The organism is Labrys sp. F242, from assembly GCF_057813875.1.
The window spans coordinates 3,110,488-3,124,175 of sequence record NZ_JBVASG010000001.1; the positions used below are offsets into that span (position 1 = coordinate 3,110,488).

The 13,688-nt window shown below is 64.2% G+C and carries 10 protein-coding genes; 5 read left to right on the plus strand and 5 right to left on the minus strand.

Going from position 1 to position 13,688, the window contains the following annotated elements; translation table 11 throughout:
• Nucleotides 1-49 precede the first annotated feature (49 nt).
• Nucleotides 50-1,426 (plus strand): glucose-6-phosphate dehydrogenase, encoded by a 1,377-nt coding sequence (zwf, locus tag ACZYTC_RS14650; RefSeq protein ID WP_488989882.1) that lies wholly within the window; start codon nucleotides 50-52, stop codon nucleotides 1,424-1,426.
• A gap of 49 nt (nucleotides 1,427-1,475) precedes the next feature.
• Here zwf and ACZYTC_RS14655 read toward each other — a convergent pair whose 3' ends face one another.
• Nucleotides 1,476-2,288 (minus strand): hypothetical protein, encoded by an 813-nt coding sequence (locus ACZYTC_RS14655; protein ID WP_441772758.1) that lies wholly within the window; start codon nucleotides 2,286-2,288, stop codon nucleotides 1,476-1,478.
• Nucleotides 2,289-2,827: 539 nt separating this feature from the next.
• Entirely contained in the window at nucleotides 2,828-6,526 is a 3,699-nt protein-coding gene (gene putA / locus ACZYTC_RS14660; protein WP_488989883.1) for a trifunctional transcriptional regulator/proline dehydrogenase/L-glutamate gamma-semialdehyde dehydrogenase, read from the minus strand.
• 178 nt (nucleotides 6,527-6,704) lie between these two features.
• On the opposite strand from putA, the gene ACZYTC_RS14665 reads away from it, so the two are divergent.
• Nucleotides 6,705-7,181, plus strand: coding sequence for an Lrp/AsnC family transcriptional regulator (locus ACZYTC_RS14665; protein ID WP_434955364.1), 477 nt, complete (start codon nucleotides 6,705-6,707; stop codon nucleotides 7,179-7,181).
• 120 nt (nucleotides 7,182-7,301) lie between these two features.
• On the opposite strand, the gene ACZYTC_RS14670 is transcribed toward ACZYTC_RS14665, so the two are convergent.
• Nucleotides 7,302-7,910 carry a TetR/AcrR family transcriptional regulator gene (locus tag ACZYTC_RS14670; RefSeq protein WP_488990011.1) on the minus strand — a complete coding sequence of 203 codons (609 nt, stop codon included), beginning with the start codon at nucleotides 7,908-7,910 and terminating at the stop codon, nucleotides 7,302-7,304.
• Between the two features lie 118 nt (nucleotides 7,911-8,028).
• On the opposite strand from ACZYTC_RS14670, the gene ACZYTC_RS14675 reads away from it, so the two are divergent.
• On the plus strand, nucleotides 8,029-8,457 hold the full coding sequence (locus tag ACZYTC_RS14675) for a tautomerase family protein (RefSeq protein ID WP_434955361.1): 429 nt from the start codon (nucleotides 8,029-8,031) through the stop codon (nucleotides 8,455-8,457).
• A 34-nt stretch (nucleotides 8,458-8,491) separates the two neighbouring features.
• Nucleotides 8,492-8,929: a VOC family protein gene (locus ACZYTC_RS14680; protein ID WP_434955360.1), complete on the plus strand. Its 438-nt coding sequence runs from the start codon at nucleotides 8,492-8,494 to the stop codon at nucleotides 8,927-8,929.
• A 32-nt stretch (nucleotides 8,930-8,961) separates the two neighbouring features.
• Here ACZYTC_RS14680 and ACZYTC_RS14685 read toward each other — a convergent pair whose 3' ends face one another.
• Nucleotides 8,962-9,999, minus strand: coding sequence for a GlxA family transcriptional regulator (locus ACZYTC_RS14685; RefSeq protein WP_488990012.1), 1,038 nt, complete (start codon nucleotides 9,997-9,999; stop codon nucleotides 8,962-8,964).
• Nucleotides 10,000-10,358: 359 nt separating this feature from the next.
• Here ACZYTC_RS14685 and ACZYTC_RS14690 point away from each other — a divergent pair, with 359 nt between their 5' ends.
• Complete coding sequence (locus ACZYTC_RS14690) at nucleotides 10,359-12,236, plus strand: M1 family metallopeptidase (protein WP_488989884.1); 1,878 nt, start codon at nucleotides 10,359-10,361, stop codon at nucleotides 12,234-12,236.
• Nucleotides 12,237-12,459: 223 nt separating this feature from the next.
• Here the strand turns inward: ACZYTC_RS14690 and ACZYTC_RS14695 are convergent, their stop codons facing one another.
• Nucleotides 12,460-13,617 carry a winged helix-turn-helix domain-containing protein gene (locus tag ACZYTC_RS14695; RefSeq protein ID WP_434955358.1) on the minus strand — a complete coding sequence of 386 codons (1,158 nt, stop codon included), beginning with the start codon at nucleotides 13,615-13,617 and terminating at the stop codon, nucleotides 12,460-12,462.
• Between the last annotated feature and the right edge of the window lie 71 nt (nucleotides 13,618-13,688).

The following is a 13,688-nucleotide window of genomic DNA, read 5'->3' on the forward strand; positions in this document are numbered from 1 at the left end:
TACCAACGTGAGGGCTGCGCTGGGTGGCAGTTCAATTCGGAAAGACATCATGCCGGCACCGCATTCCGACGCTCTCGTTCTCTTCGGCGCCACGGGCGATCTTGCCTATAAGCAGATCTTCCCCGCCCTCTATGCCATGGTCCGGCGCGGCGCCCTCAATGTGCCGGTGATCGGGGTCGCCTTCGATCCGTGGGACGTGGAGAAGCTGCGCGCCCGGGCCCGCGAGAGCTCGGTGAAGGCCTATGGCGATGCCTTCGACGAAAGCGTGTTCGCCAGGTTCTCCAACCTCCTCGGCTATGTCAGCGGCGATTATCGCAGTCCCGAGACCTTCGCCAAGTTGAAGGCGGCCCTGGGCCAGGCGACCCGCCCCCTGCATTATCTGGCGATCCCGCCGAGCCTGTTCGAAACGGTGGCGCAGGGCCTGCAGGAATCGGGCTGCGCCGCCAATGCGAGGCTGATGGTGGAAAAGCCCTTCGGGCATGACGAGGCCTCCGCCAGGGAGCTCAACGCCGTCCTGCATCGCTTCTTCGACGAGAGCGCGATCTTCCGCATCGACCACTATGTCGGCAAGGAAGCCATCCAGAACCTGCTCTATTTCCGCTTCGCCAATGCCTTCCTCGAACCGGTCTGGAACCGCAATTTCGTCGAGAGCATCCAGATCACCATGGCCGAGAATTTCGGCGTGCAGGGCCGCGGCAAGTTCTATGATGAGGTCGGCACGATCAGGGACGTGATCCAGAACCATCTCGTCAACGTGCTGATCCTGCTCGCCATGGAGCCGCCGGCCGGCCGGCTCGAGGACGATCTGATCGAGGAGAAGGTCAAGATCTTCAAGGCGATCCGCACGCTGACGCCGCAGGACGTGGTGCGCGGCCAGTTCGTCGGCTATCACGACGAGCCCGGCGTAGCGCCTGCTTCCACCGTCGAGACTTTCGCGGCGGTGAGGATGTTTGTCGACAGCTGGCGCTGGGCCGACGTACCCTTCTATATCCGTGCCGGCAAGAACCTGCCGGTGCGCTGCACCGAGGTGGTGGTCAGGTTCAGGAAGCCGCCGCACGACGTGTTCGCCGAACGGCTGCAAGGGCCTTCCAACGAGCTCCGGTTCCGCATCAATCCGCAGATCACCATCGGGCTCGGCTCGCGCATCAAGGCGCCCGGCGAGAACCTGGTGGGCGAGCCGGTCGAACTCGTGGCCGTCGATGACGGCACCGGCGACCTCGCGCCCTATGAGCGGCTGATCGGCGATGCCATGGAAGGCGACAACGCCCTGTTCACCCGGCAGGATGCCGCCGAAATCGCCTGGCGCATCTTCGACCCCGTCATCGGCAACGTCGTGCCCGTGACCCCCTACCAGCCCGGGACCTGGGGACCCGCGACCATGGCCGGCTTCGAGCCACCCTTCGGCTGGGTCGACCCCGCGGTGTGAGGGCAGGCATTTTCTGGGATCGCAGGCATCCCTGCGATCCCAGAAAGCCTCAATTGCACTTCACGTCATAGTCCGACACCGAGGGGTAGTCGTTGTCGCCGGCCGTGGTGACCGACAGGGTACCCGCCGCGCCACGATAATTGTAGCTGCAATAGCCAAGGCCGGTGCCCGAGCAGCTCTCCGCCTCGACCACGCCGAGCTTGACGAGATCGGCGACGCGGCTGTCCGTACGATCCTGCTCGCTCGAAGGCACGGGTTCCCAGCCATTCGCCTTCAGCGCGGCACGCGCCTTGTCGATCGGCATGTTGTTGATGTTAGGCACCTTGGCGCGGCCGTTGCAGACGCCGTCATTGGCCGCCACGGGGTTGAACTCGAACTTGTAGTCGTCGATCGAGCGGATGTCGCCGAGCGGCGTGGCGAGAAAATCACCGTCGATGACCCGAACCCCGCCCCCTTCGAGGGCCTGGACGCGGCCCAGCGACTGCTTGGAGCCCTTTTCGGCATAGAGCAGGGCAACCAGTTTGCTGCCGTCGAAAACACCGACATTGCCGTCATTGACGAGACAGGTACCGCTGGTTCCCGGCTCGAAGCCGCCGGCGAAACTGACGGCGCGCAGGGATGTCCCCAGCTTGGCCTCGCCCGTCACGGCCCAACCCCGCTCAGCCACGGCGCGGCCGGCCTCCGAACTCGGCTTGACGGTCAGATGGCTGCACTCGTCCAGTCCTTCCACGGCCCCCCGCGCGCGCGGCAGGGTGGTGAGAAGGCGGAACGCCACGCCCTTGACCTCGCTGCTGGTGGAGGGCGGCTCGTCCCCCATGCCCATCGCCGCGGCCAAAGCCGGGACCGCCGGGGCACCCAGCATCAATGCGCTTGCCAAAGATGCAGCAAGGAAAGTCCGGCCTCTCCCGGTGTTCGCTACAGCCCGCCGTCCATCCGTCATCGTCGTCTCCACTGTCGCCGATTCATGGGATCGGCGCAGGCGCCAAGATATCGGCACGCGGCGACAAGACAATCACCATGGTGCGAAGTTTCAAGCTCGACTGGGGATAGGGGTTTCGCCGGGAACAGGACTGCATCGCGGCCCTGCCGAGGAAGGCAGGCGTTTCCTCCCCCAGCTTCGTCTAGGGCATATACATATCTCGCGGTTTCAGAACAGGGCGCGAGAATCCTTCCCCAACTTCGGGGAAGGTGCCGGTGCGCAGCACCGGCGGATGGGGGAGCGTGGCGCCACGGAGCCGAAAAAGGCGGGATCGCGCTACTCTACCCCACCCGACCCGGCTTCGCCGGCCCACCCTCCCCGAAGTCGGGGAGGGATATTTGAGTCTTACTCGTCTCGGTCGAGAAGTTTAGATGCCCTAGATGAAGCTAGGGGAGGCAAAACGGGCCTTTTTCTGCTGCGCCCTACCCGATCGTCATCAGGCTGGCATTACCACCCGCGGCCGTGGTGTTGATGGAGGTGGAAACCTCTTCCAGCAGCCAGTTGAGGCAATAGGCGTCCGCCTTTGCCGCCAGTTCCTGCGAGGAGGCCGCCTGCACCAGGACGAGCGGGCCCGGCAGGCCGGCAATGGCCTTGCTCGCCTCCTGGATCTCACCCGCGCTTCCCTCGACCAGGGCACCGGCGAACGGACCTGATTTCTTCCAGTCCTTGCTCCAGCTCACCCGCGCCGCCACGCTGGCCGGCAGGGTCTTGAGCACGGGCTGCAGGCCGGAGGTCGTGTCGACGACCACGCTGTTGCCGGTGGCGAGCGCCGCCGTGAGCTGCCGGTGCAGGCCGATCTCGGTCTGCGGTACCAGCAAGATCTGGCCGCGCGGATGCAGGGCATAGAGATTGCGCTCGCCGACGGGGCCGGTGAGCTCGATCTCCAGGCCGAGGGCGGAGTCGCCGCCGATTTCGCGCGCGTCCTGGGCCAGATTGTTCATGCCGCGCTGTCCCAGCCATTTGGCGAAGTCGGTCAGCACCGGATCGGTATGAACGGAGCTGTGCCGCGGGGGGATCGGCGGGGTGTCGACCAGGCGCCCGAGATAGAGCGGACCGCCCGCCTTGGGGCCGGTGCCCGACAGGCCGCGCCCGCCGAAGGGCTGCACGCCGACGACCGCGCCGATGGTGTTGCGGTTGATATAGACATTGCCGACCTTCACCAGGCTGGTGACATGGGCGATGGTCTCGTCGAGGCGGGTGTGCAGGCCGAAGGTCAGGCCATAGCCGGTTGCATTGATCGCATCGATCAGGCGCTCCAGGTCGTCGCGCTTGTAGCGCACCACATGCAGTACCGGCCCGAAGACCTCGCGCTGCAGATCGGCCAGCTCGTTGATCTCGATGATCGTCGGCGCCACGAAGGTGCCGCCCTGCGTCTCCTCGCCGAGCTCCACCTGCTCGACCTTGCGGCCGCGGCCGCGCATGGCCTCGACATGACCCTCGATGGTGGTCTTGGCTTCGGCTGATATCACCGGGCCGATATCGACCTTCAGGCTGTCGGTCGAACCGATACGCAGCTCCTTCAACGCGCCCTTGAGCATGGCGAGGGTGCGGTCGGCGACATCCTCCTGCAGGCAGAGCACGCGCAGGGCCGAGCAGCGCTGTCCCGCGCTGTCGAAGGCGGAGGCGATCACGTCTGCGACCACCTGTTCGGCCAAGGCCGAGGAATCGACGATCATGGCGTTCTGGCCACCGGTTTCGGCGATCAGCGGGATCGGCTTGCCATTGGATCCAAGGCGCGTAGCGAGCTGGGCCTGGATCAGGCGTGCCACCTCGGTCGAACCGGTAAACATCACGCCCGCGGTCTGTGGCGCGGCCACCAGCCCGGCGCCGACGCGGCCATCTCCCGGCAAAAGTTGCAGGGCGTCGGCCGGGACACCGGCCTCGTGCAGGATGCGCACGGCCTGGGCCGCGATCAGCGGCGTTTCCTCCGCCGGCTTGGCGAGCACGGCATTACCCGCCACCAAAGCCGCGGCGACCTGGCCGGAGAAGATCGCCAGTGGGAAGTTCCACGGACTGATGCAGACGACCGGACCGAGCGCCTTATGGGCCACGCCAAGCGTAAGGCGGGCCTGGTCGGCGTAATAGCGCAGGAAGTCGATGGCCTCGCGCACCTCGGCGATGGCGTTCGGCATGGACTTGCCCGCCTCGCGCATGATCAGGCCAAGCAGCACCGGCATCTCGCTCTGCATGATGTCGGCGGCGCGCGCCAGGCAGGTTGCGCGCTCGCTCGGCGTCCAGCGGGACCAGCCCTGCATCGCCTTTTGCGCGTTCGCCATCGCCGTCGCGACATCGGCCTCGGTGGCCTCCGTCACCTGGCCGACGACATCGTTGTGGTCGCCGGGATTGAGCACGGGCCGGCTCTCTCCAGCACTGGCGGCACCGGCGAGCTGCGGCACGGACGTCCAGGCCCGGCCGGCGCTTTCCTTGAGGATAGCGCTGATCTCGGCGAGCGTCGTCTCGTTGGAAAGGTCGAGCCCGGCGGAATTGGCGCGCTCGTCATAGAGTTCGGAGGGCAGGGAAATCTGGTCGTGGCGCGCGCCTACTACCGCCATCGACCTGATCACCTCGGCCGGATCGGCGATCAGTTCGTCGACCGAAACATTGCTATCGCCGATGCGGTTGACGAAGGAGGAATTCGCGCCGTTCTCGAGCAGGCGGCGCACCAGATAGGCGAGCAGCGTCTCATGCGTGCCGACGGGCGCATAGATACGGGCCGGCCGGCGCAGCTTGTGTGCCCCGACCACCTCGTCATAGAGCGGCTCGCCCATGCCGTGCAGGCATTGGAACTCATACTGGCCAGTTTTGAAGTCGGCACCGGCGAGATTGTAGATGGTGGCGAGCGACTGGGCGTTGTGCGTGGCAAATTGCGGGAAGACGGCGTCGGTGGCTTCGAGCAGCTTGCGCGCGCAGGCGATGTAGGAAACGTCGGTGTGCACCTTGCGGGTGAAGACCGGGAAGTCGGCGAGGCCGTCGACCTGCGCCCGCTTGATCTCGGCATCCCAATAGGCGCCCTTGACCAGGCGCACCATGACGCGATGCCCGGTGCGGCGCGCCAGATCGATGATGAAATCGAGCACGAAGGGGCAGCGCTTGCCATAGGCCTGCACCACGAAGCCGATGCCGTCCCAGCCCTTGAGATCGGGGTCCTCGCACAGGCTCTCGAGCAGATCGAGCGAGAGTTCCAGCCTGTCGGCCTCCTCGGCGTCGATGTTGAGGCCGATGTCATACTGCTTGGCGATCGCCGCCAGCGCCTTCACCTTGGGCAGCAATTCCGCCATCACCCGTTCGGCCTGGGCGCGCACATAGCGCGGATGCAGCGCCGAAAGCTTGATGGAAATGCCTGGCCCCTCATAGATGCCGCGGCCGGCCGAGGCGCGGCCGATGGCATGGATGGCGGTCTCGTAGTCCTTGTAATAGCGTGTCGCGTCCGCGGCGGTGGTCGCCGCCTCGCCCAGCATGTCGTAGGAATAGCGAAAGCCCCTCTCCTCCAGCGGCCGGGCGCGCTTGAGGGCTTCCTCGATGGTCTCGCCGGTGACGAACTGCTCGCCCATCATGCGCATAGCCATGTCGACGCCGCGACGGATCACCGGCTCGCCGCAACGGGCGATCAGCCGGGTCAGTGCGGCCGAAAGACCACGGTCGTTGACCGTATTCGACAATTTGCCCGTGACGACCAGGCCCCAGGTCGCGGCATTGACGAAAAGCGAGCGCCCGCCGCCGATATGGGAGCGCCAGTCGCCATCAGAGATCTTGTCGCGGATCAGGGCATCTCGCGTGGCCATGTCGGGGATGCGCAGCAGGGCCTCGGCAAGGCACATCAGCGCGACGCCTTCCTGACTGGAGAGCGAATATTCATGCACCAGCGCCTCGACGCCGCCGCCCCGGCGCTTGGAACGCAACGCCTCGATCAGCTTGCGGCCCGTGGCGCTGATCGCCTCCCGGGTTCCGACGGGCAGGCTGGCCTGTTCCAGCAGCGCCGCCACGCATTCCTCCTCAGAGCGGCGATAAGCCGCCGTGATGGCCTGGCGCAGCGGCGTCTGCGGCCGGATCGGCGGCGCGAAATCGGCGAAGGGCATGGCGGCTGACTGAGGATTTTGGCTGAGTGCGGCAGATGTCGTCATGGCGGTCTCGCTCTTGAAAACGTCAGGTGCCATTGGCCCAGATCGGCGATGATACCTCAAGCAAAACGCTTTGGCGTTTCGACGATCAGATAGCACAGCCCGATGTTGCTTTTTCACCAACGATATGTGCATCCATAGGCATTAAATCTTTTGTTCTTGAATTATGCAGGATTTTTGAATGTCAAAATCGACAGAAACAGGAAATCTGGATAGTTACGACCGCAAGATCATCGACGCGCTGGTCGAGAACGGCCGCATCTCCATTACCGAACTGTCTGAAAAGATTGGACTTTCCAAGACGCCGTGCCATCAGCGCCTGAAGCGGTTGATCGACGAGGGTTATATCCGCGGCTTCCGCGCCATCCTCGACTCCGGCAAGATGGGCCTGGACCATATCGCCTACACCGAGGTGAAGCTTTCGGACACACGCGAGGCCGCGCTGAAGGCCTTCAACGCGGCGGTGTTCAAGATCCCTGAAGTCGAGGAATGCCACATGATCGCAAGCTCCTACGACTATCTCCTCAAAGTGCGCACCGCCAATATCCGCCGCTACCGCCAGGTGCTGGGCGAGCGCATCTCAAGCCTGCCCCATGTCGCCAACACCTCGACCTTCGTGGTGATGGAATCGGTCAAGGACACCGATCTGATACCGTGAGGAAGCCGTTGGCATGCGCCGTTTCAGGCTCCCCCACGTCACCCGGGGCTTCCACAATCTGCCCATCACGCACCCGCACCTGATCCGCGCCACCACGGCCAGCCTGGAGCGGCCTTTGGCTCAGTCAGACGCATCGTCCGCGCTCTCCAGGGCCATCGCCGTGCGCTTGACAGTGGCGGCTATCCGTTCCGACAGGTCGGGATCGGATACGGCGCGCGCCAGCGTAACGCCACCACTGAGCATGGCCAGCAGCAGGATCGCCCGATCCTCCGCGGATCCCGGGAAATCAGCGCGTGGCACTCTCCCGGACAAGCCGCCGGCAACTTCCTCGATCAGCCGGCGCAACTCGGCCGTATAGACGCGGCGCGTTTCGTCATCCGCGCGCATGACATCGGGCGACAGGCTCGGCAATGCACAGCTCTCGCCCAGGCCGCAGGTGCGTTTGTAGCCGAGATAATAGCCGATGAAGCTCTTCAGCCACCCGCGCGGCTGCTCTGCTCTCAAGGCTGCAATCCCCTGCCGCAGCTCTTCCAGCCCCATCAGCACGGCCGTGCGAAAGGCTTCGCTCTTGGATTTGAAATGTCCGTAGAAGGCGCCGTTGGTCACGCCGGCCGCCTTGGTCAGCGCATCGATGCCGGCGCCGCCATACCCTTCCTTCCGAAAGATCTGTCCTGCCGCCGCGATCACCCGCTCGCGGGTTTCCCGTTTATGCTCGGCGTTATAGCGCATGATATCACCAATTGAGAGTGAACACTCTTTATTGCTTGCAAAGAGAGTGTTCGGTCTATAACCATAGAGAGCAGTCGATATATATGATGTCAGCCATTGCTCGAACAAGGAGCTTTCGATGCCGATCACGCTCACCCTGCCAGACGGCCTGCTGTCCCCGCAGGCTCAGGCCGAGGCCTTTGCCGCCTTGACGAACGCGCTTCTCGAAGTCTCCGGCCTCACCGGCAACAACTTCATGACAGCCAATATCGTCGGCACCATCAACGTGCTTGCGCGGGACCACGTGTTCGCCGCGGGAAAACCGGCGCCCGCCGCCTTCATCGAACTCAAGCTGCCCGAGATCGCCCTGGCTTCACCCGAGGCGAAAACAGCCTTCATCGAAAAAGCGACGGATATCCTGGAACATGCAGCCGAAGGCCGGCTGAAACGCGAGCACATCTGGACCAACATCGTCTACGCGCCCGAATGGGCGTGGGGCATCGCCGGCCGCGGTCTCGGCAACAACGACCTCGTCGATGCCATTCAGGCTGCTTCACCAAGCCATTGATCTCGAAGGTCCGGCACCTCGGTGGGGATGAACCATGCAGCTTGCCAATTACCTGTTCTTCACCCGGCATTGCGAGGAAGCGCTCGCCTTCTACGCCCAATGCGGATTGGGGCGGGCCTCGATCCTGCTGCGCCATGGCGACCTCGGCATCCCTCTTGCCGACGAGGCAATGCGGGGAAAAGTGATGCATGCCCGTTTCGAGGGGCCAGGCATCCTGTTCTTTGCCTCGGACAATCAGGACGCGGAGCCGATGCGCGGCTCCGCCCACATGCTGATCATGCGTGACCGCGGCACGACCGCCAGCCTCTTCGCCAGCCTGGCCGATGGCGGCACGGTCACGACGCCGCTCGCGGTACAGCCCTGGGGAAGCTTTTACGGCAAGCTGACCGATCGCTTCGGCGTGCAGTGGATGCTCGATTGTGCGGACGGCGGGCATGACAGCCCTGCAACCGGACGCGCGATCGACGGCTGATCATCGCCGACCGGGAGCCTCGGCCCAAGGCTTCACGCAACATCCTGCCCTTCCTGCCGCTCCTTGCGAAATTCGCTCGGCGTCGTCGTGAATCGCTGGCGGAAGCGCCGGCTGAAATGGGCCGAATCCGAGAAGCCGCACTCGATGGCGATCTTGGCGAAGGACTTGTTGGACGTCTCGACCATATGCCGGGCGAGCGACAGCCGCATCTCCATGAAGGCGGCACGCGGCGAGGTGGCGAGCGCGCTCTCGAAATGGCGTTCGAGGCGGCGCTTGGTAATTCCCAGATGCCGGGCGATCTGGCCGACGGAGAGCGGCGCATCCAGGCTTTGCTGCACCAGCAGCAGCGCCTTCCTGACGAAGGGGTCGGAGGTGTTGAAATCGAGCGTCGGGCTCGGCTGCGGCGCCTCGCCGACCTCCGCCCCGTTGATCATCATGATGTGCAGGCTCTTGGTCGCGGCGGCCTTGCCCAGATGCCGCTCGACCAGAAAGGCCGCCAGATGGGCCGCACTGGCACCGCCCGGACAGGTAAGGCGATCACGATCGACGATGAAGATCTGGTCGGACACCGGCTGAAGACCGTCGAACTGCTCCAGGAAATCGGTGTGGTGGAACCAGCTCACGCAGCAGCGATAGCCGTCCATCAGCCCGGCATGGTGCAGGATGAAGGCGCCCGTGCACACGCCGACGAGCGGCACCTTCGCCGCGGCGGCCCGCTGGAGATAGCGCGAATAAGCGGGGCTGAGTTTGGGGATCTCGTCGATCAACCCGCCCACCACCACGATATAGTCGAACTTGCCGGGTTCCCCGAGCCTCTCGGTGGGGGCAATCACCACGCCGCTGCTGGAGGCGATCGGGCTCATGGTGTCGGACAGCACGCTCCATTCGAAACGGATCGGCCGGCTGCGATCGCCTTCATCGGCCGCCAGCCGCAGCACGTCGACAAAATTGGCGAAGGCATTCAGGGTGAAGTGCCGCGCCAGGATGAAGCCGACGGACAGCCGCGGCGCCCGCTTCTCGGGCCTGACCGGCTTCCTTGTCCCCGCTTCGCTCACGCCTGGGCCCCCCATGTCGGGACGTCGCACATATAATATCCGATCGACGCACCCATTCTATTCGCGCCGACAAGGGCCGGCAAGATACCGGGATCGGGCTGCCTCCAGCCGATGTCGCAATTCTGGTGCGCCAGTCATACAAGCCATGGCGAGGAAAGCGTTCATGCTCTAAGAAGCGATCGGGGATATCCGATTGGGATGGAGGGGACAGTCCATCGACAGCAGGTATTTCCATGAATATGGTAGAAACATACCGACACTTCTTGCGCCGTAGACTGCGCCCCGCGCGCCTTTCTTCGATTGTATTCCTTTGCCTGGCCGCCACGCCGGCCCTGGCACAGTATCAGCCTCGGGAAACCTTTGCTCCGCGTCCGATGACGCAGGCCGTCAACGCCTATCGCTCGGCCGATGGCCTGCCCGGTGCTCAATATTGGCAGAACAAGGCCGATTATCAGATTCATGCGACCCTTCGGCCCGACCAGCCGGCCGTCAGCGGTGATGAAGTCATCACCTATACCAACAACAGCCCCGACCGGCTGACCGAGCTCTGGCTGCAGCTCGACCAGAACATCTACAAGGCCGACAGCCGCAGCGGCTACGCCAACGGCAAGGCGCGCGACGGCACGACGGAGGGTTTCGTCCTCGACAGCGTCGCGATCGGCGGCGGCAAGGCAGCTCCGGTTCCCTATACCGTCAGCGACACGCGCATGCGCATCGCCCTGCCGACGCCCCTGGAGCCCAAGGGTGGGCAGGTCAAGCTCCATATCCGCTATCACTTCACCATTCCCGGCGAGTGGGGCGGGCGCATGGGCTGGGGCAAGGCCAAGGCCGGGCCCGTCTACGAGATTGCCCAATGGTATCCGCGCATGGCCGTTTACGACGACATCCGCGGCTGGGATACGCTGCCCTATCTGGCCCAGGAGTTTTATCTCGACTATGGCAATTTCGACTATTGGGTGACGGCACCGAGCGCCATGCTGGTTGCGGGTTCCGGCGAATTGGTGAACCCGCAGGAGGTGCTGACCGCAGAGCAGCAAAGCAGGCTGCAAAAGGCCCGCGCCAGCGACAAGACCGTGACGATCCGCAGCGTCCAGGAGATCGATGATCCCAAGTCGCGCCCGAAGACGGACGGCACGCTGACCTGGCACTATCGCATGAAGAACAGCCGCGACGTGGTTTTCGCAGCCTCGGCCGCCTTTGCCTGGGACGCCGCGCGCATCAACCTGCCGGCCGGCAAATCGGCGCTCGCCATGTCCTTCTATCCGGCTGAAAGCCAGGGCAGCGAGCGCTGGGGCCGCTCGACCGAATATCTCAAGGATGCCGTCGAGCGCTTTTCGACCCGCTGGTATCCCTATCCCTGGCCGGTCGCGGTCAATATCGCCGGCCCGGACGATCTTGCCGGCATGGAATATCCTGGCCTGCTTTTCGATGGCATCGGCGACAAGACCAAGGACCTATTCTGGGTCACCGCCCATGAGATCGGCCACACCTGGTTTCCGATGGTCGTCGGCTTCGACGAGCGGCGCGACGCCTGGATGGACGAGGGCTTCAACACCTTCATCGACGTCTATGAATCGGACGACTTCAACCATGGCGAATATGCGCCCAAGCGCGACGTCGAATATGCGCCGGGCGGCGGCAATCCGGTCGACGAGATCATCCCGGTGCTGAAGGACCGCGAGGCACCGCCGATCCTCTCGCGCGCCGATACCGTGATCGAGAAATACCGCCATCCGGTGACCTATTTCAAATCGGCGCTCGGCCTCGTCCTGTTACGTGAACAGATCCTGGGACCGGAGCGCTTCGACGCGGCCTTCCGCCAGTTCATCGCCGCCTGGGCCTTCAGGCATCCCAAGCCGGACGATTTCTTCCGGGCGATGGAAAGCAGCACCGGCGAGGACCTGTCCTGGTGGTGGCGCGGCTGGTACGACCACAATTGGACGCTGGACCTCGCCATCGACAAGATCGCGCCGGCGACCGACGACAAGGACAATAAGGCCAAGGAGCCGAAGGGCACGGCCATCACCGTCAGCAGCCATGACAAGCTCATCATGCCGGTGACCTTGCGGGTCGACTTCGCCGACGGCAGCCATCGCGACTATCGCCTGCCCGCCGAAAGCTGGATCAGGCAGGGCGCGACAACCATTGTCGTCGAGCCCGGCAAGAAGGTGGTGCAGGCCACCCTCGATCCCGACCACAAGCTCCCCGACCAGAACCGCGACAACGACAAGCTGAGTGCCGACGCAAAATAGCCTGCCCGGTTTGCCGTGCCGGTGAAACGGCACGGCAATGCCCGGAGCATTTCACTCTCAAATCGCACCACCAATAAACGCAAGGAGCATTGGGCGACCGAGAATATGCTCACTCCTGTCGTTGAGGGGCTGCACCACGGCGAGCAATTGCGAATGACGGTACCGCCCGTTGATGCTCCGGCAGCTTCTCCATTTGCAGTTCGTCGGTGCTGCCATCCCAGCATCACTCCGCCAGCTGGAAGGCCTCGAACCGCCCCAGCGCCTCTTCGATCGCCGGCTTGTGGGCTGCTGCATCGCCCACCCAGTTCCATTGCTGGATCAGCACCTTGCCGGCGGCGCGGTCCGTCTTGAGATCGATGGCGGCCACCACCTCTTCGCCCACCAGCACCGGCAGGGCGAAATAGCCGAAAACGCGTTTCTCCTTCGGCACATAGGCCTCGAAACGGTGATCATAGTCGAAGAAGAGTTTCAGCCGCTTGCGCTGGATCACCAGGGGGTCGAAGGGCGAGAGGATATGCACGAGCTCGGCCGGCGGCGCCTCGGCGACGGCGTCGAGAGTCGCAGGGCTGGCCCAATGCTCGGTCTTCCCCGCCCCTTCGACCTCGACGGCGACGAGTTCCTTGCGCCGCACCCGGGTTTCGAGGCGCTCGCGCACCGCGCCCTTGCGGCCGGCATCGAGATGACAGATCGAATCGAGGCTGATCAGCCCCTGCGAGCGCAATGCCCTGTCGATGATGTAGTCGAGCCGCTGGCGCTCGGTGGCGGGCTTGGGCCTGAGGCCCTGCTGCTCGGCCCAGCCGAAATGGCGCTCCATCAGCTCATAGGTCTTCACCATGCCGATGCGGGCGCTGATGGTCAGCACGCCGGTATAGAAGGCCAGCTGCAGCGCTTTCTTGGAGGGCTTGCGGCTCGCCCAGGGATGGGTCTTCTCCACCAGCACGTCGTCGTCGATGTCACGGATGGTGAGCGGCCCATTCTTGCGGATCAGGGTCAGGACCTTGCGTAGATCTGATTTCGCCACGTTCTCGAACCAGCCATTGGGCTTGTCGAGATAGGCTTTCATGTCAGGCAGGAAATAGCGCAGGTCCGCCGTGGGAATATAGGAAAGCGCATGCGTCCAATATTCGAACACGGATTTGTCGGCGCTCTGTGCCTGGATGAGATGGTCGCGGCGATAGTCAGGAATGCGCGTCCACAAGATGTGATGGTGACTGCGCTCGATCACGTTGATGGTGTCGATCTGCACATAGCCCAGATGCGCGGTCGCCGCAGGGGTCGCCTGGGGGCCGTCGCCGAAGGGGGAGAGGCTGTCGAGACGCTGAGCCCGGAGCCAGATGCGCCGGGCCTGCGTCTTGTCGAGGGAAGGCGGTTTACGGGGCATGCAATCTCGCCAGGATACGGGGCGGCTGGGAGCACGCTCTCAGCCCTCATGCCCTGCAAGATAGGTCTTCC